Annotated in this window: 23 protein-coding genes and 2 tRNA genes; 11 read left to right on the forward strand and 14 right to left on the reverse strand. The window is 67.6% G+C overall.

Annotated elements, in window-relative coordinates; genetic code table 11:
* The first annotated feature begins 26 nt into the window (after positions 1-26).
* Positions 27-1,775, forward strand: a complete 1,749-nt coding sequence (locus AC3B6A_RS19590) for an EAL domain-containing protein (protein WP_488398773.1) — start codon at positions 27-29, stop codon at positions 1,773-1,775.
* A gap of 2 nt (positions 1,776-1,777) precedes the next feature.
* On the opposite strand, the gene AC3B6A_RS19595 is transcribed toward AC3B6A_RS19590, so the two are convergent.
* The 3 genes from AC3B6A_RS19595 to AC3B6A_RS19605 all read right to left on the reverse strand — a co-directional run bounded on the left by AC3B6A_RS19595 (position 1,778) and on the right by AC3B6A_RS19605 (position 2,944).
* Entirely contained in the window at positions 1,778-2,194 is a 417-nt protein-coding gene (locus tag AC3B6A_RS19595; RefSeq protein ID WP_488403642.1) for an SEL1-like repeat protein, read from the reverse strand.
* 70 nt (positions 2,195-2,264) lie between these two features.
* Positions 2,265-2,630, reverse strand: a complete 366-nt coding sequence (locus AC3B6A_RS19600; protein ID WP_488398774.1) for a hypothetical protein — start codon at positions 2,628-2,630, stop codon at positions 2,265-2,267.
* Positions 2,627-2,944 (reverse strand): helix-turn-helix domain-containing protein, encoded by a 318-nt coding sequence (locus AC3B6A_RS19605; protein WP_488398775.1) that lies wholly within the window; start codon positions 2,942-2,944, stop codon positions 2,627-2,629. Before AC3B6A_RS19605 ends, AC3B6A_RS19600 begins: the two co-directional genes overlap by 4 nt.
* Before the next feature lie 87 nt (positions 2,945-3,031).
* Between AC3B6A_RS19605 and AC3B6A_RS19610 the strand changes: the two genes are divergently transcribed.
* Entirely contained in the window at positions 3,032-3,790 is a 759-nt protein-coding gene (locus tag AC3B6A_RS19610) for a substrate-binding periplasmic protein (protein WP_488398776.1), read from the forward strand.
* Here the strand turns inward: AC3B6A_RS19610 and AC3B6A_RS19615 are convergent.
* The 4 genes from AC3B6A_RS19615 to AC3B6A_RS19630 all read right to left on the reverse strand — a co-directional run bounded on the left by AC3B6A_RS19615 (position 3,778) and on the right by AC3B6A_RS19630 (position 5,718).
* A complete protein-coding gene (locus tag AC3B6A_RS19615; RefSeq protein WP_488398777.1) occupies positions 3,778-4,203 on the reverse strand; it encodes a YkvA family protein in 426 nt (141 codons plus the stop codon). The genes AC3B6A_RS19610 and AC3B6A_RS19615 overlap by 13 nt on opposite strands.
* Before the next feature lie 369 nt (positions 4,204-4,572).
* Positions 4,573-5,307 (reverse strand): BamJ family beta-barrel-assembly machinery protein, encoded by a 735-nt coding sequence (bamJ, locus tag AC3B6A_RS19620; RefSeq protein ID WP_488398778.1) that lies wholly within the window; start codon positions 5,305-5,307, stop codon positions 4,573-4,575.
* 243 nt (positions 5,308-5,550) lie between these two features.
* Positions 5,551-5,627, reverse strand: a tRNA-Asp gene (locus tag AC3B6A_RS19625).
* Positions 5,628-5,642: 15 nt separating this feature from the next.
* Positions 5,643-5,718: transfer RNA gene (locus AC3B6A_RS19630), tRNA-Val, on the reverse strand.
* Between the two features lie 178 nt (positions 5,719-5,896).
* Here AC3B6A_RS19630 and rdgC point away from each other — a divergent pair.
* The 4 genes from rdgC to AC3B6A_RS19650 all read left to right on the forward strand — a co-directional run bounded on the left by rdgC (position 5,897) and on the right by AC3B6A_RS19650 (position 8,693).
* Entirely contained in the window at positions 5,897-6,817 is a 921-nt protein-coding gene (gene rdgC, locus AC3B6A_RS19635; protein WP_488398779.1) for a recombination-associated protein RdgC, read from the forward strand.
* 56 nt (positions 6,818-6,873) lie between these two features.
* Complete coding sequence (locus tag AC3B6A_RS19640) at positions 6,874-7,830, forward strand: bile acid:sodium symporter family protein (protein ID WP_488398780.1); 957 nt, start codon at positions 6,874-6,876, stop codon at positions 7,828-7,830.
* A gap of 134 nt (positions 7,831-7,964) precedes the next feature.
* Positions 7,965-8,279 (forward strand): quaternary ammonium compound efflux SMR transporter SugE, encoded by a 315-nt coding sequence (sugE, locus tag AC3B6A_RS19645; protein ID WP_488398781.1) that lies wholly within the window; start codon positions 7,965-7,967, stop codon positions 8,277-8,279.
* A gap of 204 nt (positions 8,280-8,483) precedes the next feature.
* On the forward strand, positions 8,484-8,693 hold the full coding sequence (locus tag AC3B6A_RS19650) for a cold-shock protein (protein ID WP_024763416.1): 210 nt from the start codon (positions 8,484-8,486) through the stop codon (positions 8,691-8,693).
* Between the two features lie 63 nt (positions 8,694-8,756).
* On the opposite strand, the gene AC3B6A_RS19655 is transcribed toward AC3B6A_RS19650, so the two are convergent.
* The 5 genes from AC3B6A_RS19655 to AC3B6A_RS19675 all read right to left on the reverse strand — a co-directional run bounded on the left by AC3B6A_RS19655 (position 8,757) and on the right by AC3B6A_RS19675 (position 14,793).
* Positions 8,757-10,631 carry an MFS transporter gene (locus tag AC3B6A_RS19655; RefSeq protein WP_488398782.1) on the reverse strand — a complete coding sequence of 625 codons (1,875 nt, stop codon included), beginning with the start codon at positions 10,629-10,631 and terminating at the stop codon, positions 8,757-8,759.
* Between the two features lie 181 nt (positions 10,632-10,812).
* Positions 10,813-12,978 (reverse strand): TonB-dependent receptor family protein, encoded by a 2,166-nt coding sequence (locus AC3B6A_RS19660; protein WP_488398783.1) that lies wholly within the window; start codon positions 12,976-12,978, stop codon positions 10,813-10,815.
* A gap of 19 nt (positions 12,979-12,997) precedes the next feature.
* Positions 12,998-13,339: a hypothetical protein gene (locus tag AC3B6A_RS19665; protein WP_488398784.1), complete on the reverse strand. Its 342-nt coding sequence runs from the start codon at positions 13,337-13,339 to the stop codon at positions 12,998-13,000.
* On the reverse strand, positions 13,312-14,163 hold the full coding sequence (locus AC3B6A_RS19670; RefSeq protein ID WP_488398785.1) for a helix-turn-helix transcriptional regulator: 852 nt from the start codon (positions 14,161-14,163) through the stop codon (positions 13,312-13,314). The genes AC3B6A_RS19665 and AC3B6A_RS19670 overlap by 28 nt, the downstream gene beginning before the upstream one ends.
* A 60-nt stretch (positions 14,164-14,223) precedes the next feature.
* Positions 14,224-14,793 carry a GNAT family N-acetyltransferase gene (locus AC3B6A_RS19675; protein ID WP_488398786.1) on the reverse strand — a complete coding sequence of 190 codons (570 nt, stop codon included), beginning with the start codon at positions 14,791-14,793 and terminating at the stop codon, positions 14,224-14,226.
* Positions 14,794-15,055: 262 nt separating this feature from the next.
* Between AC3B6A_RS19675 and AC3B6A_RS19680 the strand changes: the two genes are divergently transcribed.
* On the forward strand, positions 15,056-18,532 hold the full coding sequence (locus AC3B6A_RS19680) for a PAS domain-containing hybrid sensor histidine kinase/response regulator (protein ID WP_488398787.1): 3,477 nt from the start codon (positions 15,056-15,058) through the stop codon (positions 18,530-18,532).
* 222 nt (positions 18,533-18,754) lie between these two features.
* Here the strand turns inward: AC3B6A_RS19680 and AC3B6A_RS19685 are convergent, their stop codons facing one another.
* Positions 18,755-19,453 carry a MerR family transcriptional regulator gene (locus tag AC3B6A_RS19685; protein WP_488403644.1) on the reverse strand — a complete coding sequence of 233 codons (699 nt, stop codon included), beginning with the start codon at positions 19,451-19,453 and terminating at the stop codon, positions 18,755-18,757.
* Positions 19,454-19,845: 392 nt separating this feature from the next.
* On the opposite strand from AC3B6A_RS19685, the gene AC3B6A_RS19690 reads away from it, so the two are divergent.
* The 4 genes from AC3B6A_RS19690 (at position 19,846) to AC3B6A_RS19705 (ending at position 24,836) form a co-directional block, all read left to right on the forward strand.
* Complete coding sequence (locus AC3B6A_RS19690; protein ID WP_488398788.1) at positions 19,846-20,730, forward strand: M24 family metallopeptidase; 885 nt, start codon at positions 19,846-19,848, stop codon at positions 20,728-20,730.
* Positions 20,727-22,499 carry an SDR family oxidoreductase gene (locus AC3B6A_RS19695; protein WP_488398789.1) on the forward strand — a complete coding sequence of 591 codons (1,773 nt, stop codon included), beginning with the start codon at positions 20,727-20,729 and terminating at the stop codon, positions 22,497-22,499. Before AC3B6A_RS19690 ends, AC3B6A_RS19695 begins: the two co-directional genes overlap by 4 nt.
* An 8-nt stretch (positions 22,500-22,507) precedes the next feature.
* Positions 22,508-23,398 (forward strand): metal-dependent hydrolase, encoded by an 891-nt coding sequence (locus AC3B6A_RS19700; protein ID WP_488398790.1) that lies wholly within the window; start codon positions 22,508-22,510, stop codon positions 23,396-23,398.
* A gap of 91 nt (positions 23,399-23,489) precedes the next feature.
* Positions 23,490-24,836, forward strand: coding sequence for an NAD(P)/FAD-dependent oxidoreductase (locus AC3B6A_RS19705; protein WP_488398791.1), 1,347 nt, complete (start codon positions 23,490-23,492; stop codon positions 24,834-24,836).
* Between the two features lie 141 nt (positions 24,837-24,977).
* Here AC3B6A_RS19705 and AC3B6A_RS19710 read toward each other — a convergent pair whose 3' ends face one another.
* Positions 24,978-26,342, reverse strand: coding sequence for a DNA recombination protein RmuC (locus AC3B6A_RS19710; RefSeq protein ID WP_488403645.1), 1,365 nt, complete (start codon positions 26,340-26,342; stop codon positions 24,978-24,980).
* Between the last annotated feature and the right edge of the window lie 34 nt (positions 26,343-26,376).

The following is a 26,376-nucleotide window of genomic DNA, read 5'->3' on the forward strand; positions in this document are numbered from 1 at the left end:
TGCATTTTCATCCACCGAGAACCGTCATGACCGTCACCGAGCAGTTGAGCGCCCTGGACCAGATCCTCGCTCACGGCGACCTGCACTGCCTGTTCCAGCCCATCCTGTCGCTCTCCGAAAAGCGCCTGATCGGCTACGAAGCCCTCACCCGCGGCCCTTCCAACGGCCCCCTGCACTCACCGCTCCCCCTGTTCAGCATCGCCCGCAGCAGCGGCCGCCTCAGCCAGCTCGAACTGCTCTGCCGGCGCCAGGCCTGCACCCGCTTTCGTGACCTGAAGCTCGACGGCAAACTCTTCCTCAACGTCTCCCCCGAATCGCTGCTGGAGCCGACTCACCAGCCCGGCCGCACCCTGCAGCTGCTGCAGACCTTCGGCATCTCGCCGAACGACGTGGTCATCGAACTCACCGAGCAGACCCCGATCGAGGATTTCAGCCTGCTCGACAACGCCCTTCACCATTACCGGGCGATGGGTTTCTCCATCGCCCTGGACGACCTCGGCGCCGGCTATTCCAGCCTGCGCCTGTGGTCGGAGCTGCGCCCCGACTACGTGAAGATCGACCGCCACTTCATCGAAGGCATCCACCAGGACATGGTGAAGCGCGAGTTCGTCGGTTCCATCCTGAAGATGGCCCACGCCTCGCGCGCCCAGGTCATCGCCGAAGGCATCGAGCTTCCGGAAGAGCTCGCGGTGCTCTCGGAAATGGGCATCGACCTGGTGCAGGGCTACCTGTTCGGCCGCCCCAGCGAGCAGCCGCCGCGCGATGCGCGCAACCTGCTGCCGGAGGTGGACGCCGGCGGCACCCTGCTCGCCGAAGATCATTCCGACCTGCTGCCGCTGCTACTGGAGCAACCGGCGGTGGCCGACCACACCCCGATCGGCGACGTGCTGGAAGCCTTCCGCGCCCAGGCCAACCTCAACTCCCTGGCGGTGCTCGACCAGCATGGGCAGCCGGTGGGCATCGTGCATCGCCATGCGCTGTCCGACGCCCTGCTCAAGCCCTTCGCCACGGAAGTCTATGCGCGCAAGCCGATCAGCCGGCTGATGAGCAGCGACTTCCTCGCCGTCGAACGCAACCAGTCGCTGCAGCAGGTCAGCCGCCTGCTCACCAGCCGCGCGCGGCAGCGCATCGAGGAAGACTTCATCATCACCCTGAACGGCCGCTACCTGGGCCTGGGGCGGGTGATCGACGTGCTCAAGCTGATCACCGAACAGAAGATCCGCCAGGCCCGGCACGCCAATCCGCTGACCCTGCTGCCCGGCAACGTGCCCATCCAGCAGTGCCTGGGCCGACTGCTGCAACAGGGCCGGGAAGCCGTGGTGTGCTACGTGGACATCGACAGCTTCAAGCCCTTCAACGACCTCTACGGCTATGCCCGCGGCGACGAAGTGCTGCTGTGCCTGGCGCAATGCCTGGGTGAGCGGGTGGACCCGGCGCAGGATTTCGTCGGCCACATCGGCGGCGATGATTTCATGCTGGTGCTCGGCGGCCGGGACTGGCGCGAACGCCTCAATCACCTGCTGGAAGACTTCCAGGGACAATGCCGGCGCTTCTACAGCCGCGAGCACCTGGAGGCGGGCTGCTTCATCGCACACAACCGCCAGGGGCAGCGCGAGGCGTTTCCGCTGCTGTCACTGTCGATCGGCGTGGTGCAGCTCACGCCCGAGGCCTGCACGCGCCTGGATGCCGGCCAACTGGCCGCGCTGGCCTCGGAGGCCAAGCGGCACGCCAAGGCCATGCCCGGCTACAGCCTGTACATCCTTAGCGCCGACTGAGCTCAGAGGCCGAGCTGCCGGGCGCGCGCTTCATAGCGCGCGGCCTGCTCCTCGTCGGGCTGCAGACCGGGCCCGCCACTGCGGTACAGCTCCACCAGCTTGCGTGCCGCCAGCGGATGGCCCGCCTCGGCGGCCTGGCCCCAGTAACGGGCGGTTTCCCGGGCATCGGCGGCATGCCGCGTATCGCCCTTGAGCGCCTGCACACCGACCTGGTATGCCGCCTTGGCATCGCCACCGGCGGCGGCCAGGCGCAGCAGGCGCAAGCCTTCCTCGCGCGCCCCCAGGCCCTGCCCGCGGAACAGCAGCAGGTGTCCATAGAAGCTCTGCGCGGCGATATCGCCCAGATTGGCCATGCGCGAGAACTGCCCCTGCATCCACTGCCAGGCGCGCGGCTGGCGCACCAGCCAGGGCCAGCCCATCAGGCGCCGCGCCACGGCGTAGGTCAGGCGCGCGCGCAGACGCCAGAACAGCTCACGGGGTGTCGCCACGTCAGGGCTCCTCGGGGTACTCGAACTCGAAGACCCGCACCACTTCCGCCGCATGCCACCCGGCTGCGGCCGGGCCGTCCGGCGCACCGGAAAAGCGCCCGAGGCGCTCCACGCATTCGAAGAAGCCGGTACGCGGCAGGCGGCTCGCCCCCTGGCTAATCACCAGGGAACTGCGCAACGGACGCCCGGCGCGCGCATCCAGCGCGGCGAGATGTTCGAGGGCGGCGGTCAGGGTGGTCATGGCCGGGGCCGGCAGTTGCAAACGCTCGATCAGCGCCCGGTAGGTCAACAGATGGCGCTGGCGGCGAGCGTCTTCCAGCTCGCCCAACAGACCATCCCAGTGCTTGCGACTGATCAGTACGCTCAAGACCCGGACTCCCCACTGCCCAGGGCACGGCGCAGGCCGTGCTGAATGGCGTCGCTGGCCTCGCGCTCGCCGCTTTCGATGAGGCCGAGGTACGACGGGCTGATGCCCACCGCACGCGCCAACATTTCGATGGAAAGACCGCGCGCCTCGCGCTGGGACTTCCAGTTCGGCGCCTCATCGGACACCGGTGCCGCGGCAGGCCGAACCACCTGCGCAGCGCCACGGCCGGCAGCGGCCAGCAGTGCCTGGTACTCGGCCCAGGGAACAACGGCGTATTCTGCCTCGCCGTCACGCATGATGACTTGCACGTTCATGAGCACACTCCTTGCAGGCCGCCATCTTAACAGCCTGACGGGCACCTGTGCCGGCTATACTGCTGCAGCCGTCACCTCCAACCGGACATGGGGACCGACTTGCAGCGCCTCCTCCCGATCTGCCTCTGCCTGACGAGCGCCCTCTGCGGCGCCGAAGAACTGCGCTGGGGCTACTCGCCAAACAACTCGATGCCCTACGTGGAAAGTATTGACCACGAACTGGCACGCGGCTTCGTCCGCGATCTGGGCGAAAGGGTCGGACAACTCCTGAACCTCCAGGTTCGCTTCGTCGAGACCCCCGACAAGCGCACGGAAGCCGCGCTGCAACAGGGCAGCATCCACCTGCTGTGCATCAACAACCCGCAATGGATGAGCGCTCCGGAGAAACTGCACTGGTCGCCCAGCCTGTTCGAGGAGGAAGACGTACTGGCGCAGCGCAACGACGCGCCGGCGCTGACCACCCTCGACAGCCTTCGCGGCCACACGCTGGGCACCAGCCTGGGCTACGTCTACCCGCCCGATCTGATGGCGGCCTTCGCCAACCGCACGATCCGCCGCAGTGACGTGCGCAACCTCGAAACCCGCTTGCACATGCTCGAACACAACCGCCTGGACGCCATTGTCGACATGCGCCGGCCGCTGGAGTTCGTGCTGCTGGAACATCCCGGCCTGGCCATCCGGATCAATCCAGTGGCCCTGCAGCACTATTCGATCCACTGCTCCTACGGCCCGGCCTTACCGCTTCCGCCCGAGCGTCTCGACGCGGCGTTGCAGGCGCTGGTGGACGATGGCTCCATCCAGCGCATGCTCGCCCATCAGAACCAGCTGCTGCGTCAGAGACGCTGAACCGGCTCCGGCGCCGGCAGTTGCTTGAGTGCCTCGCGGGCTTCCACCCCCTGGCCGTCGCGCCACACCTTGAAGGCATCCAGCTCGGACTGCCAGCGGCGCACGACCCAGGCCAGCACGGCCAGGTCATCGAGGAATCCCACGCCCAGCAGCCAGTCGGGCACCAGGTCCACCGGCGCCAGGAAGTACAGCAGCGCCGCCACCACGGACACCAGGGCCTGGGAGCTGATGCCGCGATAGTCGCCGCGCACCCAGGCCACCAACAGTTCCTGGAGCAGCTTCAGGTCATTGCGGGCCAGCTTCAGCCGGCCGCTCTTGCGCGCCACCGCGAACAGCAACGCCGGAACCCGGCCGCGGGCCAGGAAGCGTCCGGCAAGATTCAGGTAGCGATCGAATCCTGGAGGCTTTTTCATCACATCACCTCGGTGGGAACATCCAGACAAATTGCTTCGGGTTATCCACCTTTACTGTGGATAACTCTGTTGAAAGACAGTTTCAATACCGCCCAAACGCCCGGGGCATCAGGCTTCCAGACAGATAGGCGATTTTTTATCCAGCCCGACAAATGCGTTAAAAATCATGCAGTTGCGGCTATTCGATGGCTGCGCGAATGTCAAGCACCCGGCAATACGACAACTGCGGCAAATATGTGCATAAGCGTAACACCGGGGGTCAGACTTTTCCTAAACAGCCCCTAAGGTCAGCACGCCGCTCCAGAGCCGGTCCCGCAAAAACGAAAACGCCCCGCGGGTAACGGGGCGTTTTCATTGGTACGAAGGTACTCAGTTCTGCTTCGGAGCTTCTTCAGTCGCTTCCGGCTGATTCTGGTCCTTGATGGCCAGCAGCTCCAGATCGAACACCAGCACGGAGTTCGCCGGGATGGTCGGGCTCGGGCTCTGCGCGCCGTAGGCCAGCTCGCTCGGGATGTAGAGCTTGATCTTCTCGCCGACATGCATCAGCTGCAGGGCTTCGACCCAGCCCGGAATCACGCCCCCGACCGGCAGATCGATCGGGCTGCCGCGCTGGATGGAGCTGTCGAACACGGTGCCGTCGACCAGCTTGCCTTCGTAGTGAACGGTCACCACGTCGGTAGCCTTGGGCTGCGGACCCTCGGCCTTCTTCACGACTTCATACTGCAGGCCGGACTTGGTGGTGACCACGCCCTCGCGCTTGGCATTCTCCTCGAGGAACTTCTTGCCTGCTTCCAGGGCTTCGGAGTTCTTCTTGGCGAGCTGCTCTTCGGCGCGCTTCTGCAGGAAGGTGAAGGCCTCGGTCAGCTCTTCGTCGGTCAGCTTCTGCTTCTTCTTGCCGATGGCATCGTCGATACCCTGGGCGACGGCCTTGGAGTCCAGGTCATTCATGCCTTCCTGGGCCAGGCTCTTGCCCATGTTCAGGCCGATGCCGTAGGAGGCTTTCTGCGCGGGGGTCTTCAGTTCCACTTCAGCGGCTTGCTTGTCGCAGCCTGCGAGAACCAGGCCGACCAGCGCGATCGCTGCCGCCAACCGATGTTGTTTCATGCTGAATCCTTGTCTTTGCGCCGTCACGGCAGGGTCTTTGAAGCCGCGAGCTTATCAGGCGCTCGTGGCCAGTGGCTATGGGCAATAGGAACCCCCGCCAGGGGAGAAGTTCCCACAGCAAACTTATAGGAAAATTAACGGGATATGTACGGCGAGCAGGTCGCAGGAATGCAACGTGGCGGGGCTTTTCCGCACGCAAAGAAAAAGCCCCCAGGTATCGCTACCTGAGGGCTTTTCGGAATATGGCGCAGCGGACGGGACTCGAACCCGCGACCCCCGGCGTGACAGGCCGGTATTCTAACCGACTGAACTACCGCTGCGTCGGACCTCGAGTTTGGTGGGTGATGACGGGATCGAACCGCCGACCCTCTGCTTGTAAGGCAGATGCTCTCCCAGCTGAGCTAATCACCCTTCACTCTCGAAGTGGGGCGCATTCTACGGAGGAGACTCGAGACTGGCAAGCCCCGTGATGAAAAAAATTTTCAGATGTTCCAAAGGCTTAGATGAAGCGTGCGAATGACAAAACGGGGTTGGCCTGGAAAGCGCCGGACGGAATAATGCGTTCTTTGTGTCCAGGAGTTCGCCCCTCATGTGGTTCCGCAACCTGCTCGTATACCGCCTCACCCAGGATCTGCAGATCGACGCCGATGCCCTGGAGAAGGCCCTGGCCAGCAAGCCGGCGCGCCCCTGCGCCAGCCAGGAGCTGACCACCTACGGTTTCTCCGCGCCCTTCGGCAAGGGTCCGGACGCGCCGCTGGTCCACGCCAGCGAAGGCTTCTTCCTGATCAGCGCGCGCAAGGAAGAGCGCATCCTCCCCGGCAGCGTCGTGCGTGACGCGCTGAAGGACAAGGTCGACGAAATCGAGGCCGCGCAGATGCGCAAGGTCTACAAGAAGGAACGCGACCAGCTCAAGGACGAGATCGTCCAGAGCCTGCTGCCACGCGCCTTCATCCGCCGCTCGGCGACCTTCGCCGCCATCGCCCCGAGCCTCGGCCTGATCCTGGTCGACTCCTCCAGCGCGAAGAAGGCCGAGGACCTGCTGTCCACCCTGCGCGAAGCCCTCGGCTCGCTGCCGGTGCGCCCGCTGACCGTGAAGGTCGCGCCGACCGCCACCCTCACCGAATGGGTGAAGACCCAGGAAGCCGCCGGCGACTTCTTCGTCCTCGACGAGTGCGAGCTGCGCGACACCCACGAAGACGGCGGCGTGGTGCGCTGCAAGCGCCAGGACCTGACCAGCGAGGAAATCCAGCTGCACCTGACCTCCGGCAAGCTGGTCACCCAGCTGTCCCTGGCCTGGTCGGACAAGCTGTCCTTCGTCCTCGACGACAAGGTGACGATCAAGCGCCTGCGCTTCGAGGACCTGTTGCAGGAAAAGGCGGAGCAGGACGGCGGCGAAGACGCCCTCGGCCAGCTCGACGCCAGCTTCACCCTGATGATGCTGACCTTTGCCGAATTCCTCCCGGCGCTGATCGAAGCGCTCGGCGGCGAGGCGATTCCGGAAGGCATCTGACGCTCCGACGGGCGCCGCGCCCGCGCGGCGCCCGACACTATAAAAAGGAAAGCCCCGTGCGCGCCCTCGTCCGACTCAGCCGCTTCATGGGCAACACCTTCGCCCTCTGGGTGCTGCTGTTCGCCATCCTGGCGTTCTTCGCCCCCGGCCTGTTCACTCCGCTCGCCCCCGCCATCGTGCCGATGCTCGGCGTGGTGATGTTCGGCATGGGTCTGACGCTCAAGGTCGAGGACTTCGCCGAAGTCGCCCGGCATCCCTGGCGCGTCTCCCTCGGGGTGGTCGCCCACTTCGTGATCATGCCCGGCGTGGCCTGGCTGCTCTGCCAGGCGCTGCGCCTGCCGGCGGAAATCGCCGTCGGGGTGATCCTGGTCGGCTGCTGCCCCAGCGGCACCGCCTCCAACGTGATGACCTGGCTGTCGCGCGGCGACCTGGCGCTGTCGGTGGCCATCGCCGGCGTCACCACCCTCCTCGCCCCGCTGCTCACTCCGGCGCTGATCTGGCTGCTGGCCTCGGCCTGGCTGCCGGTCTCCTTCGGCGCGCTGTTCTGGTCGATCCTGCAGGTCGTGGTGGCGCCGATCGTTCTCGGCCTCGCCGCCCGGCGCCTGCTCGGCGCGCGGGTACGGCATGCGGTCGAGGTGCTGCCGCTGGTCTCGGTGGTGGCCATCGTGATCATCGTCGCCGCGGTGGTCGCGGCCAGCCAGGCGAGGATCGCCGAGTCCGGCCTGCTGATCCTGGCGGTGGTAATCCTGCACAACGGCTTCGGCTTCCTGCTCGGCTATTTCACTGCCAAGGTCTTCGGCCTGCCGCTGCCACAGCGCAAGTCGCTGGCGCTGGAGGTCGGCATGCAGAACTCCGGCCTCGGCGCCGCCCTGGCCAGCGCGCACTTCTCGCCGCTGGCGGCGGTGCCCAGCGCGCTGTTCAGCGTCTGGCACAACATTTCCGGGGCGACGCTTTCCACCTGGTTCCGGCGCATGGACGACGAGCCGCCCGCGCAGCAGCAAGCCTCGCGATGAGGCACTGATCCGGTGCCCGGCTTGCCCGGCGCACCGAATTTGTGCAAAATAATGCACATTGTGAGGACGACCTCACCACCTTCCGGTGCTCCAGCGGGGACGGCCCTTCCATCCATCCACCGTCTGGAGTTCCCATGTCCTGGATCATCCTGTTCGTCGCCGGCCTGTTCGAAGTCGCCTGGGCCGTCGGCCTGAAGTACACCGAAGGTTTCACCCGTCCGCTGCCCTCCGTGCTCACCGTCCTGGCGATGGCCGCCAGCGTGGGATTGCTGGGCGTGGCGATGAAGAACCTGCCGCTGGGCACCGCCTACGCCATCTGGACCGGCATCGGCGCGGCAGGCACCGTCGCGGTGGGTATCTGGCTGTTCGGCGAGTCCATGGCGCCGGTGCGCATCCTCAGCGTGGCGCTGATCCTGTGCGGGCTGGTCGGCCTGAAACTGAGCCACTGACGCTGCATCGGGGTCGATGCCGGCGGGCTGTCGCTTTCCCGAAAATTTGTCGGTATGCTGCGGGCCACTGTGTTTGCTTGGGTCACTGTGGCTCGTGACCTGGTGGGGCGAATCCCCATCACCCGGCATCGACTGCACCTTGCAACTCAGGACGAGCGCGGACTTTTCCGCAAAACAATATTCAATTGTTCAAGGTGTAATTCCATGTCGAATCGTCAGACCGGCACCGTCAAGTGGTTCAACGACGCCAAGGGCTTCGGCTTCATCACTCCGGAAAGCGGCAACGATGTCTTCGTGCATTTCCGCTCCATCCAGGGCACTGGCTTCAAGTCGCTGCAGGAAGGCCAGAAGGTCTCCTTCATCGTTGTTGAAGGCCAGAAAGGCCTGCAGGCTGACGAAGTTCAGGTCATCTGAACCGCGATTTGCCCATGAAAAAGCCCCGGCACTGCCGGGGCTTTTTCTTTTCTGCAGGGAAACTCAGCGCGCCGCGCCGCGCAGGGCCGCGACCCGCTCCTGCAGCGCCAGGCGCCCGGCCTCCTGCGGCGCCACCGGCTGGCCGGCCACCAGGCACACCCGCGACCAGATGCGGCGCAGGAAGCCCTTGCGCGGATCGCGGCTGAAGAAGCTGCCCCACAGCCCCTGCAGCGCCATCGGGATCACCGGCACCGGGGTCTCCGCGATGATCCGCTCCACCCCGCTGCGGAACTCGTTCATCTCGCCATCCAGGGTCAGCATGCCCTCGGGGAAGATGCACACCACCTCGCCGTCGCGCAGGTACTCGGCAACCTTGGCGAACGCCCGCTCATAGGTCGCCGCATCCTCGCTGCGCCCGGCGATCGGCACCGCGCCGGCGGTGCGGAAGATGAAGTTGAGCACCGGGATGCGGAAGATCTTGTAGTAGATGACGAAGCGCACCGGGCGCCGCACGGAACCGGCGATCAGCAGCGCGTCGACGAAGGACACGTGGTTGCACACCAGCACCACTGGGCCCTCGTCGGGAATGACGTCGAGGTTGCGGTGGTCGACCCGGTACATCGAATGGGTCAGCAGCCAGACCAGGAAGCGCATGGTGAACTCGGGAACGATCTTGAAGATGTACACGTTCACCGCGACGTTCATCAGCGACAGCACGAGGAACAGCTCGGGGATCGACAGCTTCGCCACCGACAGCAGCAGGATCGAGACGATCGCCGCCGCCACCATGAACAACGCATTGAGGATGTTGTTGGCGGCGATCACCCGCGCCCGCTTGTCCTCCTCGGTGCGCGCCTGGATCAGCGCGTACAGCGGCACGATGTAGAAGCCGCCGAAGATGCCGATGCCGAGGATGTCGGCCAGCACCGCCCAGGACTGCGAATGCTCCAGCACCGCCAGCCAGTCGTACGGCTGCTCGCCCTGCGGGAAGCCGCCGGAATGCCACCAGAGGAGGATGCCGAACAGGCTCAGGCCGATGGAGCCGAAGGGCACCAGGCCGATCTCGACCTTCTTGCCCGAGAGCTTTTCGCAGAGCATCGACCCCAGTGCGATGCCCACCGAGAACACGGTGAGGATCAGCGTCACCACGCTCTCGTCGCCGTGCAGCAGGTCCTTGGCGTAGGTCGGGATCTGCGTCAGGTAGACCGCGCCGAGGAACCAGAACCAGGAGCTGCCCACCAGCGAGCGCGACACCGCCGGACGCTGGCGCAGGCCGAGCATGAGGATGCTCCAGGACTGGCGGAAGATGTTCCAGTCCACCGCCAGCTCCGGCAGCGCGGCCGCCGCGCGGGGGATGTTGCGGCTGGCCAGGTAGCCGCAGGTCGCCACCAGCACCACGGCGATGCCGACGCCGGCGGCGTAGTCCTGGCGCGACATCAGCACGCCCGCGCCGATGGTGCCGGCGAGGATGGCGAGGAAGGTGCCCATTTCCACCAGCGCGTTGCCGCCGACCAGTTCGTCCTCCCGCAGGTGCTGCGGCAGGATCGAATACTTCACCGGGCCGAACAGCGCCGAGTGGGTGCCCATGGCGAATAGCGCGAGGAACAGCAGCGGCAGGCTGCCGAGCACGAAGCCGGCGGCGCCGACCAGCATGATCGCGATTTCGGCCAGCTTCAGCGCGCGCATCAGCGCGTCCTTGTTGAACTTCTCGCCGAACTGCCCGCCCAGGGCGGAGAACAGGAAGAACGGCAGGATGAACAGCAGCGCGCAGAGGTTGACCAGCAGGTTGCGGTCACCGCCGACGGTGAGGTGGTAGAGGATCGCCAGGATCAGCGACTGCTTGAAGATGTTGTCGTTGAAGGCACCCAGCAGCTGGGTGATGAAGAATGGCAGGAAACGCTTCTTGCCCAGCAGGGCGAATTGCGAATGTTCAGTCATCGTCCTTGTTTACCTGCGTGATGGCCGCGTGGCCGGAATGACAGCACGGATTTGACGGCAATGGCGTGAAGAAAAGCCACATTTTCCGCGCAAATCCACTGCAACCGATGATCTGCCGGGTTGCTGCGGGCAAGAAAAAGCCCGTCGCTGGGACGGGCTTTTCACTCAGGCGAGGGCCGGGTCAGAAACCGACGCTGCCCTGCACGAAGAAGGTGCGCGGTTCGCCCAGGTAGATACCGGCATTGTTGTCGCTGGAGCGGGTGTAGTTCATCTGGTCGAAGACGTTCTTCACCCCGGCGGCCAGCTTCAGGTTCGACAGCTGCGGGCCGAAGTCGTAGCCGGCGCGGACGTTCCACAGCATGTAGCCGGGAATGTCGCCGTACTGGCCATCGGCGGTCGGTTCGGTGATGTAGTTGCCGGTGAAGTTGCCCTTGCTGTCGGTGGTCGGGCCGGGCGCGCGCTGCTTCGACTGGGCGAAGCCGTCCAGGTTGTAGGTCCAGCGGTCGCGCTCGTAGCGCAGGCCGACGGTCGCCACCTGGCGCGAGTACAGCGGCAGGTCGCGGCCCTTGAAGCCGGGGATTTCGCCCTCGTAGGTGGCATGCGTGTAGGTGAAGGTGCCATAGGCGGTCAGGCCCGACAGCACCGGGTCGAGCGCGGCCATGTCGTAGTGCACCGAGGTCTCGACGCCCTGGTGCTTGGTGGTGCCCAGGTTGCTCCAGCCCACGTCGTTGCTGATGTACTGCAGCTCGTCGTCGAAGTCGATGTAGAACAGCGTCACCTCGCCGCCCCACACGCCGTCGTCGTAGCGGGTGCCCACTTCGTAGGTCTTGGCCTTCTCCGGCTGCAGGCCGTTGGCGGTTTCGTTGCCGCTGCCGCCCTGGCCGAGCTGGAAGTACTGCAGGCTGCCGAAGGACGTCTCGTAGTTGGCGAACAGCTTCCACTCGTCCGACAGGTGATACATCACCGCCAGCGCCGGCAGCGGCTCGTTGTAGTCCTTGCTGCGCTTCTTCTCCTGCACCGGCTTGCCCTTGTTGTCGACGACGGGGCGGTCGTGCCAGTCGGTGGAGATGCTCTCGAAGCGGATGCCCGGGGTCACCGTCCAGTTGCCCACGTCGATCTTGTCGTCGAGGTAGATGGCGTTGGCTTCGGTGCCGCCGGTACGGTCCTGGTAGGTGTGGCCGTCGGCGTCCGGTTTCACGGTCGGCACGTTGTCGACCAGGCCGACCTGGCTGGCGCGCTCGTGCATGGCTTCCTTCAGGTAGCGATAGCCGATGCTGGCTTCCTGGGTGGTCGGGCCGACCATGAAGATCTTCGACACCCGCGGCTCGATGCCGAAGGTGTGGTAGTCGCGCGGGTAGGACGCCAGGGCATTGCGGTCGCGGTTGGCGATGTTGCTGCCGCGGAAGCTGTCGCTGTAGTAGGTCAGCACTTCGAACTGGGTGAGGTCGTCGATCTGCCGCTTGTACTTGAGCGAAACGTCCTTGCGCCGGCCGGTGAAGTTGTCCCAGTCACGCACGGACTGGTACGGGTCCTTGTCGAACTGCGCCTGGGTCAGGCCGCCGGGCATGTCGGCGCTGCCGTCGTAGTAGTGGAAGTTGGCGGAGAACTCGTCGACATCGGTGGGCGCCCAGTGGGTCTTGAGCATCACGTCGTCGATGTCGGTGGAATCGTTGCCGTCGCGGTAGCCCGCGCCCTTCACGCCGGAATACAGCAGCGCGACGCCCATGCCGTTGTCGGCGGTGCCGCCGAGGAAGGCGTTGTAGAGCTTCTTCCAGCCGCCGTGGGAAGCGGTCTCGGTGGTGGTGCCGACGTCGCCGGAGAACTCCTTGGGAATCGCCCGGGTGACGAAGTTGATCACCCCGCCGACGTTCTGCGGGCCATAGCGCACGGAACCGGCGCCACGCACCACGTCGACGCTGTCGAGGTTGCCCACCGACAGCGGGAACATCGACATCTGCGGCTGGCCATAGGGCGCCACGGCGGCCGGTACGCCGTCGATGAGAATGGTGGAGCGCGGCGACAGGCGCGAAGTCAGGCCGCGCACGCCGACGTTGAGGGAAACGTCGCTGCCGCCGGTGCCGTTGTTGTCCTGCACCTGTACGCCGGGAACCCCGCGCAGCACGTCGCGCACGTTCTGCGCGCCCTTTTCGACCATCGCTTCGCGGCGCACCACGGTGCGCGCGCCGGGGTGGTTCTGCACCACCTGCTGGTCGGCGTCGCCGAGCCAGTCACCGACCACGGTGACCGAATCCAGCTCCTTGGTCTCTTCTTCGGCCTGGGCCGGCAGCAGCGGCGTGGCCAGGGCAACGGCGATCGCCAGGCGCGACCATGAACGAACGGACGACATGCTTCCCCCTCTGCGGGCACTACGTGAAGGGGGCGCAAATTACGCCAAATCGTAAATTTCGTAAATGAAAATCTCTATCAAATGATATGTTTTTCCTATTGGACTGGATTATCTTTCTTGCGAGCAATTGTCCGGGCATCCAGCGCAGCAGGAAGAACACCAGCAGGTTGCGGGGCACGGCGGAAATCGCGATGCGGACGATACCGGCGAGCAGGTCGGCGGTGCTGGCCGGGGTGCCCTGGATGACGACGCCGACAACCCTGGAAAGGCTGGCGCAGGCAGTGGGCCTTGCGTGACAGGGCGTCTCCTTGGCTCCAGCCCGGAGCGAACGGTTCACGCCGTCTGGAACGATCTTGCGCAAGCCTGGCGGTATTCGCCGGGCCCCACTCCGTAGGCCTGCTTGAACTGGCGGCCGAGATGGCTCTGGTCGGCGAAGCCCAGCTGCATCGCCACGCTCACCGGCGCGCAACCCTGCTTGAGCAGGGCGCGGGCCTGCTCCAGGCGGCGCTGCTTGAGCCAGGCGTGGGGCGGCAGGCCGGTGGCCTTGCGGAACACCCGGGCGAAATGGAACGGCGACAGGCCGACCGCCGCCGAAAGCTCCTCCAGCGACGGCGGATCGATCAGCCGCGCACCCAGCAGCTCGCGGGCGCGCACCACCGCCAGGGGCTCGTTGCCGGCGGCCGGCGCATCGGGAATCCGCGCATGGCGCTGGAACAGCAGCAACAGGGCCTCGCGCCAGCAGGTCTGGCGCTGCAGCACCGTCGCCTCGGACTCCAGCAGCCGGTGGGCGCCGAGCAACGCCTGCACCAGTTCCGGGTCCTGCACCACGCTGGCGGCGAAGGACGGCGTGCCGGAGCGGCCCAGTTCGAGTTCCTCGAGGATGCCGGAGACCTGCCCCAGCTCGGGATAAAAGCCACGGTACAGCCAGCCCGCCTCGTCGGCCTTGGAGCCGGTGTGCACCTCGTCGGGGTTGATCAGCACCATGCTGCCGCTGGGGGCGAAATGCTCGCCGCCGCGATGGTGGAAGCGCTGCGCGCCCTGCTCGATCAGCACCAAGGCGAAGCCTTCGTGGACGTGGGGCGAAAACACCTGCTCGATGTAGCGCGCGTGCAGCAGCTCGACGCCGCCCAATTCCTGGGCCCGCCAGAACCGTGTCTTTTCTCCGTCCACGCCACCGTGTTGCATCTCTCGCTCCGCCGCCTCGCCGCTCGCCAGAGAGCGGCCAGCCAGCTTACAACAGCGCCGTCAGCCGGTGAAACGCGCCTCCAGCGCGGCTTTCACCTGCGGCCACTCGCGGTCGGTGATGCTGTACAGAATGGTGTCGTCGAGCCGGCCGCCGGCCAGGCGCCGGTGATTGCGCAGCACGCCTTCGCGGACCGCGCCGAGCTTCTCGATGGCGCGCTGCGAGCGCAGGTTGCTGGCGGCGGTCTTGAGCTGCACGCGGACCATCTTCCAGCCGTCGAAGGCCTGGCGCAGCATCAGGTACTTCATGGTCGCATTGAGGCCGCTGCCGTGCTGCGCCTGGTCCAGCCAGGTGGCGCCGATCTCGCAGGCCGGCAGCGCCGGGAGGAAGTCCATGAAGCGCGTGGTGCCGACGATCTCGTTGCCCAGGCGCACCACCAGCGGCAGCGCGCGGCCCTCGCGCTGGTCGGCCAGGCCCTGGCGGTACCAGTCCGGACGCTGCGGGGCGCTCATGAACTGCAACGCCTCGCGGTTGGCTTCCGCCAGCGTCACCAGTTCCGACACGTCGGCCTCCACCATCGGCTCCAGGCGCAAGGCCCCGCGCTGCAAGGTGATCGGTGACGGTCTGAACATGGCGTCCTCCTGGATGCGTCGACGCGGGAATCTCGCTCATTTCAGAGCGTAGCGGCTGGCCGAAGTGCCGCACCCGCAAGGGGGCTCGACAGACGGGCGGCGCGTAAAGGCCGGCACGCTATCAGCCCGGCCGGCGCACCTCAAGTGAGAAGCGCGACACAGCGCCACTGAGACATTGGTAGCAAGCGTCTGACACATCGGAACTTTGGTGCGAAACTGCTGCGAGCGCTCCTGCGGGGGAGCCAGTCATTTCGGAGTCAGCATGTCGTTGTCCAGTGGGCTGATCGCAACGGTCGCCCTGCTCTACATGGCGGTCCTGTTCGCCATCGCGTTCTATGGCGACCGCCGTCGCGCCCCACTTTCGCCGCGCGTCCGCGCCTGGGTCTACAGCCTCTCCCTGGCGGTGTACTGCACCAGCTGGACCTTCTTCGGTGCCGTCGGCCAGGCCGCCGGCCAGCTCTGGTCGTTCCTGCCGATCTACGTCGGCCCCGTGCTGCTGATGCTCTTCGCGCCCTGGGTGCTGCAGAAGATGATCATGATCAGCAAGCAGGAGAACATCACCTCCATCGCCGACTTCATCGCCGCGCGCTACGGCAAGTCGCAGTCCCTGGCGGTGGTGGTGGCGCTGATCTGCGTGGTCTGCGTGCTGCCCTACATCGCCCTGCAGCTCAAGGGCATCGTGCTCGGGGTGAACCTGCTGATCGGTGCCGGCGCCGACGCCGGCGGCAGCCGCGCCCAGGACACCGCGCTGATCGTCTCGCTGGTGCTGGCGCTGTTCACCATCGTCTTCGGCACCCGCAGCCTGGACGTCACCGAACACCACCGCGGCATGGTCCTGGCCATCGCCTTCGAATCCCTGGTCAAGCTCGCCGCCTTCCTCGCGGTGGGCGTCTTCGTCACCTACGGCCTCTACGACGGCTTCGGCGACCTGTTCGACCAGGCCCGCGCCGCGCCGCAACTGGCCAGCTACTGGGAAGAGACCGCGCACTGGCCGGGCCTGCTGCTGCAGACCGGCGTGGCGATGACCGCCATCATGTGCCTGCCGCGGCAGTTCCACGTGCTGGTGGTGGAGAACATCGAGCCGCGCGACCTCAACCTGGCGCGCTGGGTGTTCCCGATCTACCTGGTACTGGCCGCGCTGTTCGTGGTGCCCATCGCGCTGGCCGGGCAGTTGCAACTGCCGGCCGGGGTCATCCCCGATTCCTTCGTGATCAGCCTGCCGCTGGCCGAAGCCCATCCGGCGCTGGCCCTGCTGGCCTTCATCGGCGGCGCCTCGGCGGCCACCGGCATGGTCATCGTGGCCAGCGTGGCGCTGTCCACCATGGTCTCCAACGACATGCTGCTGCCCTGGCTGCTGCGCCGCAAAGGCGAGGCCGAGCAGCCCTTCGAGGCGTTCCGCCACTGGCTGCTGACCGTGCGCCGGGTGAGCATCGCGCTGATCCTCCTGCTGGCCTACGTCAGCTACCGCCTGCTGGGTTCCAGCGCGAGCCTGGCGACCATCGGCCAGATCGCCTTCGCCGCCATCGCCCAGCTCGGCCCGGCGATGATCGGCGCGCTGTACTGGAAGCAGGCCAACCGCCGCGGCGTGTTCGCCGGACTCGCCGCCGGCGCGCTGCTGTGGGCCTACACCCTGGTGCTGCCGGTGATCGCCAAGGGCCTGGGCTGGTCGCTGGAAGCCTTCCCGGGCCTGGCCTGGCTGGCAGGCCGACCGTTCGGCCTGCTGATCGAGCCGCTGACCCTCGGCGTGCTGCTCTCGCTGATCGGCAACTTCGCGCTGTTCGGACTGGTCTCGGTGTTCTCCCGCACCCGCGTCTCCGAGCACTGGCAGGCCGGCCGCTTCATCGGCCAGGAAATCTCGCAGAAACTCAGCTCGCGCTCGATGCTCGCGGTGCAACTGGAAGACCTGCTGATGCTCGCCGCCCGCTTCGTCGGCGAGGAGCGCGCGCGGCAGAGCTTCATCCGCTTCGCCTACCGCCAGGGCAAGGGCTTCACCCCGAGCCAGAACGCCAACGGCGAGTGGATCGCCCACACCGAACGCCTGCTCGCCGGCGTGCTCGGCGCCTCCTCGGCGCGCGCGGTGGTGAAGGCCGCCATCGAAGGCCGCGAGATGCAGGTGGAGGACGTGGTGAAGATCGCCGACGAAGCCTCCGAAGTGCTGCAGTTCAACCGCGCGCTGCTGCAGGGCGCCATCGAGAACATCACCCAGGGCATCAGCGTGGTCGACCAGTCGGCGCGGCTGGTGGCCTGGAACCACCGCTACATCGAGCTGTTCGAGTATCCGGAAGGGCTGATCTACGTCGGCCGGCCGATCGCCGACATCATCCGCTACAACGCCGAGCGCGGCCTGTGCGGGCCGGGCGACCCGGACCTGCACGTGGCCAAGCGCCTGTACTGGATGCGCCAGGGCACCCCGCACACCTCCGAGCGGCTGTTCCCCAACGGCCGGGTGATCGAGCTGATCGGCAACCCGATGCCCGGCGGCGGCTTCGTCATGAGCTTCACCGACATCACCGCCTTCCGCGACGCCGAACAGGGCCTCAAGGACGCCAACGAGGGCCTGGAGCAGCGCGTGCAGGAGCGCACCTTCGAGCTCTCGCAGCTGAACCAGGCGCTCACCGAGGCCAAGGGCAACGCCGAGGCGGCGAACCAGTCGAAGTCGCGCTTCCTCGCCGCGGTCAGCCACGACCTGATGCAACCGCTGAACGCCGCGCGGCTGTTCTCCGCTGCCCTCTCCCACCAGGAAAAACTGCCCGAGGAAGCCACCGAACTGGTGCGCCACCTGGACTCCTCGCTGCGCTCGGCGGAAGACCTGATCGCCGACCTGCTGGACATCTCGCGCCTGGAAGGCGGCCGCGTCAGCGCCGACGTCGCGGCCTTCCCGCTGAGCAACCTGTACGACACCCTCGGCGTGGAATTCCGCGTGCTGGCCCAGGAGCACGGCATCGACTTCCACGTGCGCGGCAGCAAGCTGCGCATCGAGAGCGACATCAAGCTGCTGCGCCGGGTGCTGCAGAATTTCCTCACCAACGCCTTCCGCTACGCCAAGGGCCACGTGCTGCTGGGCGTGCGCCGCGACGCCGGGCACCTGCGCCTGGAGGTGTGGGACCACGGCCCGGGCATCCCGCCGGACAAGCTCCACGTGATCTTCGAGGAATTCAAGCGCCTGGACAGCCACCAGACCCGCGCGGAAAAGGGCCTGGGCCTGGGCCTGGCAATCGCCGACCGGCTGTGCAAGGTGCTCGGCCACCGCCTGGAAGTGCGCTCCTGGCCGGGCAAGGGCAGCGTCTTCAGCGTCAGCGTGCCGCTGGCCCGGCAGCCGGCGCCGGCGCAGATCAACGGGCACAAGGTGGAAACCCCGGAACAGCTCAACGGCGCGCAGGTGCTCTGCGTGGACAACGAGGACAGCATCCTCACCGGCATGAACAGCCTGCTCAGCCGCTGGGGCTGCCGCGTGCTCACCGCGCGCAGCCGCGAGGAATGCCAGGCCCTGCTGGAAGGCGACGCGCGTCCGCAGCTGGCGCTGATCGACTACCACCTGGACGACGGCGAGCTGGGCACCGACCTCATGGCCTGGCTGCGCACCCGCCTGGGCGAGCCGGTGCCGGGCGTGGTGATCAGCGCCGACGCCCGTCCCGAGTTGGTGGCGCAGATCCACGCGGCGGGGCTGGACTTCCTGCCCAAGCCGGTGAAACCGGCGGCGTTGAGGGCGTTGTTGAGCCGGCATCTGAGCCTTAGATAAGTCGCCCAACCGGGATTTGGCAGCAGCGGCGGTTCGCGAGCAAGCTCGCTCCTACAGAGGAGCACCGTGCCTGTTCTTCGTAGGAGCGAGCTTGCTCGCGAACCCCGCCCAAACCAGGGCCTTTCGACTTCGTGCAGATCTGGTCCGAGACCAGTGAGGAAGAGCCCGCGCGGCGCTGGCTGCGCGGCAAGCTGGCACTGGCGGCGGGCAGGACCTGAGCCGCTACTCCGGCGTTTCCAACCGGCGAAGGATTTCCCCGACGCGCTCGCCGAGCATCTCGTTGGCTGAGCGCTTCAGGCCGCGCGCCAGCTCCACCAGCACCACCTGCTCGGCCAGCGGACGCAGGCGCTGGAACACCTCGGCGAGGCGCTCCAGGTCGGCCGCGCCGGGCAGCAGGTCGGCGCCGGGCCTGTCCACCAGATGGGTGACCACCAGGCGCACGATGCCGGCGGCCAGGTGCTCGGTGTCGCTGCGCAACACGGCGAGATGATCGAGCAGCGCGGCCAGCGGAATGCCGGCGCGGTACAGCTCGACGCCGGCGTTGAACAGGCGCGGGCTGGGAATGCTGATGCGCTCGCCGTCGAAAGCCAGCAGGCCCTGCTCCAGCGCCTGCTCGATCACCGCGTCGTTGAGTTCGTCGCCGAACAGCGCCTGCAGGTCGCTGAACCCGATGCTGCCGGGCGATTCCAGGTTCCACGGGCCGACGATGGCCTCGTCGAGGCCGAGCACGTGGTCCAGGTCGTGGCCGCGCTCCCAGCTCTCCAGCAGTTCCTTGATGTTGGCGATGTTGTAGCCGCGCTCCAGCAGGCGGTTGATCAGCCGCAGCCGGCGCAGGTGGCTGGCGAAGTACACCCCGGCGCGGCCGCGGCGCTCCGGCGGCGGCATCAGGCCGCGGTCCTGGTAGGCGCGCAGGTTGCGCACGGTGCTGCCGGCCTCGCGGGCCAGTTCGTCCACCGTGTATTCGCGCGCGTCCTCTTGCGCCGGGGGCGCGTCGTCCGGGCGTTGCAGCAGGCGCTGCAGCAGGTTCAGGGGTGTGCTCATGGGCCGGATGATAGCCAGCGTTCGCCACGCCGAACAATCCAAAGGGCTAATGCCTTGGTGACCCGCCGCACAGCCCGGCGGCCCAACCAAAGACGGGAACTGCGCCCGCCCGATTTCCGCCGTCCTCCCGCAAGCCGCGCCGCCAGCGGCTTGCCCGTCCGGTAACACTCCAGGCCCGCCGCGCACGACATGGCGCAGCGGCCAGCGATGGGTCAGCATCGATCGTGACATCGCTCAATGTCACGATAACCACAACCAGCCTGGAGAAAGTCATGTCCCACGGCGCCTGGGTGCCCACTCCCGAAGACCTGCGGCACTTCCGCGAGATTCAGCAGCTGGCCTACCGCTGCTGCGAAACCATTGCCGGCGAACTGCGTCCGGGCATCAGCGAGCGCGAGACCGCCGCGCTGATGAAGACCTGGCTGCTCGATCACGGCGTGCGCGACTGGTTCCACCAGCCCTTCGCCTGGTTCGGCCCGCGCACCGCGTTCAGGGGCTTCGACGGCCTGCGCCACCTGGGCGGCTTCAACCTGGCCTTCTACCCCGGCAGGCAGCGCCTGGAGGAAGGCATGCCGTTCATCCTCGACTGCGCGCCGACCCTGGGCGCCTACACCGCCGACGTCGGCTACTCCGGCGCGCTGGGCAGCAACCTGCTGCTGGAGCGGCTGATGGATGACCTGCTGGCGCACCGCAACCTGATCCTCGAACAGGTCCGCCAGCGCCTGCCGCTGGCCGAGGTCAGCCAGTCGGTGGACCGCCTCTGCCAGCGCCAGGGCACCCTGCCCCGGCACAAGGCCTACCCCTTCGAAGTGCTGGCGCACCGCGTGGAAAAGCTCGGCGCGCGCAGCAGCGGCCCGTCGATCGCGCGCTTCGGCGTGCGCAACGTCGCCACCCTGGTGAAGAACGCGCTGATCACCGGCCGCCGCGAAGGCTGGTCGCCGCTGTGGTCGAGCAACGACCGCTCACGGCACGCGCCGACGCCCGGCCTGTGGGCGGTGGAACCGCACCTGGGCCTGCGCGGCGTGGGCGCCAAATTCGAGGAGCTGCTGGTGGTCACCGCGGACGACGCCTTCTGGCTGGACGACGACCTGCCCCACGTGCGCCGCTGGATCGCCCGCGGCCTGGTCAGCGCCCCGGCGCGGCGGGAGGTGGCATGAACGCGATGCTGGAGAACCCGTTGCCGACGCCCGAGCGCCTGGACGTGCGCTCCGGCGACGTGCGCCTGGCGGTCTGGCGCTGGGGCGAGGCGCACCTGCCGATGCTCCTCTGCGTCCACGGCTACCCGGACAACCATGACGTCTGGCTGCCGCTGATCCAGCGCCTGGCCGGGCGCTTCCAGGTGGTGGCCTACGACGTGCGCGGCGCCGGCGAATCGGACAAACCGCGCAGGACCCGCGACTACCGCCTGGAGCTGCTCAGCCAGGACCTCAGGGCGGTGCTCGACGCGGTCAGCCCGCAACGCGCCGTGCATCTGCTGGCCCACGACTGGGGCTCGATCCAGACCTGGGAAAGCGTCACCGATCCCGAGCTGCGCGCGCGCATCGCCTCCTACACCAGCATCTCCGGCCCCTGCCTGGACCACGTCGGCTTCTGGATGCGCGACCGCCTGCAGCGCAAGACGCCGCGCGCGCTGCTGCAGATGCTCAGCCAGCTGCTGCACTCCTGGTACATCTATTACTTCCACCTGCCGCTGCTGCCGGTGCTGTCCTGGCGCCTGGGCGCGGCGCGCCTGTGGCCGCGCTACCTGCGCCAGGTCGAGGGCATCCGCAACCCGCCGCGCAACCCGCACCAGGCCAGCGACGGCGAACATGGCGTGAAGCTCTACCGGGCCAACTTCATCAGCGCGATCTTCAGGCCGCGCAGGCGCCACACCGAGGTGCCGATGCAACTGATCGTGCCGACCCGCGACCGCTATGTCGGCCAGCAGCTGTTCCAGCAGCTCTCGCTGTGGGCGCCGCGCCTGTGGCGCCGCGAGGTCAGCGCCGGGCATTGGCAACTGCTGGCGGAGCCGACGCAGCTGGCGCGCTGGATCGGCGAATTCGTCCAGCACGTCGAAGGCGGCGAGGCCGGCCCCGAGCTGCAACGCGCGGCGCACAAACCCGGCGCCGGGTCCTTCGCCGGCAAGCTGGTGGTGGTCACCGGCGCCGGCGGCGGCATCGGCCGCTCGACCCTGCTCAGCTTCGCCGAGCGCGGCGCCAGCGTGCTGGCCGCGGACATCGACCCGGCCGCCGCCGAGCGCAGCGCGGAGCTGGCCCGGGCGCTGGGCGCCAGCGCCTGCAGCTACTGCGTGGACGTCGGCGACAGCGCGGCGATGGAGCGCTTCGCCCAGTGGGTGAAGAGCAGCCTCGGCGTGCCCGACGTGGTGGTGAGCAACGCCGGCATCGGCCTGGCCGGGCCGATGCTCAAGACCACCCCGCAGGAGTGGGAGCGCCTGCTGCGCATCAACCTGTGGAGTGTGATCGACGGCTGCCGGCTGTTCGGCAAGCAGATGGTCGAGGCCGGCACGCCCGGGCACCTGGTCAACGTCGCCTCCGGCGTGGCCTTCGCGCCGTCGCGCAACTACCCGGCCTATGCCACCAGCAAGGCGGCGGTGCTGATGCTCAGCGAATGCCTGCGCGCCGAGCTGGCCGGCCACGGCATCGGCGTCAGCGCGGCGTGTCCGGGCTTCGTCGACACCGGCATCGTCCAGGCCACCCGTTTCGCCGGACTCGACGACGAACAGCAAGCGAAACACCGCGCGAAGGTGCAGCGCTTCTACCGTCGCCGCCGGCTCAGCCCGGACACCGTCGGCGAGCGCATCGCCCGCGCGGTGGAGCGCAACCAGCCGCTGGTGAAGGTTGGCAGCGAAGTGCACCTGGGCGCCCTGCAATGGCGCTTCATGCCCTGGCTGTCGCGCCTGTTCGCCCGCCTCGACCTGACCGACTGAGAATCCCCATGAACGACCATCATCACAAGCTGGTGCAACGCAAGGTGCAGTTCGACTACTCCAACTCGCCGCTGCACTGGATTCCCGGCGAGGCCGAGGCTTCGCACGTGATCAACGTCATCCACATGATGCTGCCGGCCGGCGAGCTGTGGTTCTGCCGGCTGTACAACAAGGCGCTGCCCTTCGTCACGGACGCCCGCCTGCGCGACGACGTGCAGGGCTTCATCCGCCAGGAGGCGATGCACGCCCGCGCCCACTCCGGCGCGCTGGAGCGCTACCTCAACCACCACGGCATCGACTCCACGCGCTACCTGAAGGTCATGGACTACCTGTTCGAACAGCTGCTCAGCGACACGCCGCTGGGCTCCGGCCTGTTCGACCGCACGCCCTGGCTCAGGCGCTGGTGGATCGGCCAGCGCTGCGCCATCGTCGCGGCGGTGGAGCACTTCACCTGCGTGCTCGGCAAATGGGTGCTGGAGGCCGACGCGCTGGACCGCAAGGGCGCCGACCCGGTGCTGCTCGACCTGTTCCGCTGGCACGGCGCCGAGGAAGTGGAGCACCGCAACGTCGCCCACGACCTGCACGTGCACCTGGGCGGCAGCTTCATCAGCCGCCAGTTGTGGATGTTCGTGGTGTGGCCGCTGATCACCTGGCTGTTCGCCTTCGGCACCCGCACCCTGTCGCGGCAGGACCCGAGCATCGTCCGGCCGCGCTCCTTCGCCGCCATCTGGCTCGACGGTTCGAGGCGCGGCGTGCTGCCGAAGCTCGGCTCGGTGGGCACCAGCTTCCTGCGCTACTTCAAGCCCTGGTACCACCCGGACCACGAGGCCAACACCCAGGAAGCGCTGGACTACCTGGCCCGCTCGCCGGCCGCCAGCCGCGCCGCGCGCGCCTCGTAGGGCCTCCTGCCGGCGTGCCCGCGCAGTGGTTGCGCGGCGCACGCCGAACGCATACTGCGGCATCCGCCACTCGACTCAGGGACGCCGCCGTATGCCGATGGGAACCTACCCGCTTCACCCCGCCCTTTCCGCCCGCGTGGAGCGCCTGCCGGAGCAGGTCGACGTGGTCATCGCCGGCAGCGGCATCATGGGCTGCGCCAGCGCCTGGTATCTCGCCGGGCAGGGCATGCGCGTGCTGGTGCTGGACAAGGCCGGCATCGCCAGCCAGCAATCCACCCGTGCCTGGGGCTTCGTCCGCCAGCAGGCGCGCGACCCGGCGGAAGTGCCGCTGATGATGGCCGCCATCCCGCTGTGGGAACGTCTCGAAGCCGACCTGCAACTGCCGCTGGAATGGCGCCAGGGCGGCTGCCTGTATCTGGCCGAAACCCCGGAGCAGCGGCAGAAGCACGAGGACTGGCTGAAGATCGCCGCCAACGTCGGCCTCGGCACCCGCCTGCTCAGCCGCGCCGAAGTCGCCCAGCGGGTGCCGGCGCTGGCCGACCCGGCGCTCGGCGCCCTGTACACCGCCAACGACGGCCAGGCCGAACCGCGCCGGGTCGCCCCCGGCTATGCCCTGCGCGCCATCGAGCGCGGCGCAATCTTCGTCGAAGGCTGCGGCGTCACCGGCATCGACCGCGCCGCCGGCGACATCTGCGGCGTGCAGACCGAGCGCGGCTACGTGAAGACCCGGCACCTGCTGATCTGCGCCGGCGCCAGCAGTTGGCGCCTGGTGCAGAGCCTCGGCCTGGAACTGCCGCAGCAGGCCGTGCGCTGCACCGTCTCGCGCACCAGCCCCGGCCCGGACGTCGGCGCGCAGAGCTTCATCGGCCACAACATCGGCTTCCGCCAGCGCGCCGACGGCAGCATCAACCTCGCCGACGAGACCCAGGCCGACATCGACCTCAGCCTCGACTACCTGCGCGGCGCCAGGCACTACCTGCCGCACCTGCCGGCCAACCGCGCGAGCTTCGCCTTCAGGCTCAACGGCGCGCTGCTGCACGACCTGCGCCAGCGCCTGCCGGGCTCGGAGCGCAGCGCCAACGGCCCGCTGCTGGGCGAGCGCGATCCACAGGTGAAGGTGAACACCTCTCGCGTGTTCGCGGCGCAGGCCAACCTCGCCAAAGCCTTCCCGGCCCTGCGCGACGTAAAGGTGGTGGAAAGCTGGGCCGGGCTGATCGACGTGCTGCCCGACGGCATCCCGGTACTCGACGCCCCGGCGGAAGTCCCCGGCCTGCTGGTGGCCACCGGCTTCTGCGGCCACGGCTTCGCGATGGGGCCCATCGTCGGCCGGCTGATGAGCCAGTGGATGCTGGAGGGACAACCGGGCATGGACCTGCATGCCTTCCGCCTGCGGCGCTTCGCCGACGGCACGGCGGGCAAGCCCTATTCGCTGTTCTGACGGTCTACTGATCGCGCGACAGGACGCTCTTCGTAGGATGGCGTGGAGCGCAGCGATACCCATCGAATGCAGCATGGGTATCGCAAGCTCCACCCATCCTACGCCCCTGCAGTACGCCGGTGCGTGTGAGGCGGACTCGCGTTACTCCCCTTCCTCCAGCACCTGCGAATCATCGCTCAACGCCCGCTCCAGCCACTCCGTCGGCAGGTTCTTGCTCGCCCGCGCGCCCAGCAGTTTGACCTGCTCCGCGCGGCTGATCAGGTTGCCGCGCCCTTCGCTGAGCTTGTTGCGCGCCGCAGCGTAGGCCTTGTCCAGCTGCTGCAGACGGGTGCCCATCTCGTCCAGGTCCTGCACGAAGAGCACGAACTTGTCGTACAGCGCCCCGGCGCGCTCGGCGATCTCGCGGGCGTTCTGGTTCTGCCGCTCCTGGCGCCACAGGCTGTCGATCACCCGCAGGGTCGCCAGCAGGGTGGTCGGGCTGACGATCACGATGTTGCGCTCGAAGGCCTCCTGGAACAGGTTCGGCTCGGCCTGCAGCGCCGCCGAGAAAGCCGCCTCCACCGGCATGAACAGCAGCACGAAGTCGAGGCTGTGCAGCCCTTCCAGACGGCGGTAATCCTTGCCGGACAGCCCCTTCACATGGTTGCGCAGGGACAGCACGTGCTGCTTGAGCGCCTGCTGGCGAATCACCTCGTCCTCGGCGGCAATGAACTGCTGGTAGGCGGTGAGGCTGACCTTGGCGTCCACCACCACCTGCTTGTCGCCGGGCAGGCGGATCAGCACGTCGGGCTGGAAGCGCTCGCCGTCCGGCGCGCGCAGGCTGACCTGGGTCTCGTACTCGCGGCCCTTCTCCAGGCCGGCGTGCTCCAGCACCCGCTCCAGCACCAGCTCGCCCCAGTTGCCCTGGGTCTTCTGGCCCTTCAGCGCGCGGGTCAGGTTGGTCGCCTCCTCGCCCAGGCGCAGGTTCAACTGCTGCAGGCGCTCCAGCTCCTTCGTCAGCGAGAAACGCTCGCGGGCCTCGGCCTGGTAGCTCTCCTCCACGCGCTTCTCGAAGGCCTGGATGCGTTCCTTCAGCGGGTCGAGCAACTGCCCCAGGCGCTGCTGGCTGGACTCGGCGAAACGCTGCTCGCGTTCGTCGAAGATCTTCCCGGCCAGTTCGGCGAACTGCGCGCGCAGCTCGTCGCGGGCCGATTGCAGGTCGCCCAGGCGCTGCTGGTGATGGTCCTGCTGCTCGCGCAGCTCGGCGGACAAGGCCGCGTGCTCGGCGGACAGGCGCCGCAGCTCGACCTCCTTGTCCGCGCGCTCGGCCTGCCAGTCCTGTTCCGCCGCGCCCAGGCGCTCGCGCTCCTGCTTGCCCAGCTCGACCTCGCGGCGCAGCGCGGCGGCTTCGGCGGACAATTCGCCATGCCGGCCACTCAGGCGCTGGAAGGCCTCGCGATCCGCCTCGGCCTGGGCCGACAGGCCGTCCTGCGCGAGCTGCGCATTGGCCAGGCGCTCGCGCAGCAGGGTCGCCTCCTGCTCCGTGGCGACACGCTGCGAC

This window comes from Pseudomonas sp. B12(2026), from assembly GCF_057767015.1.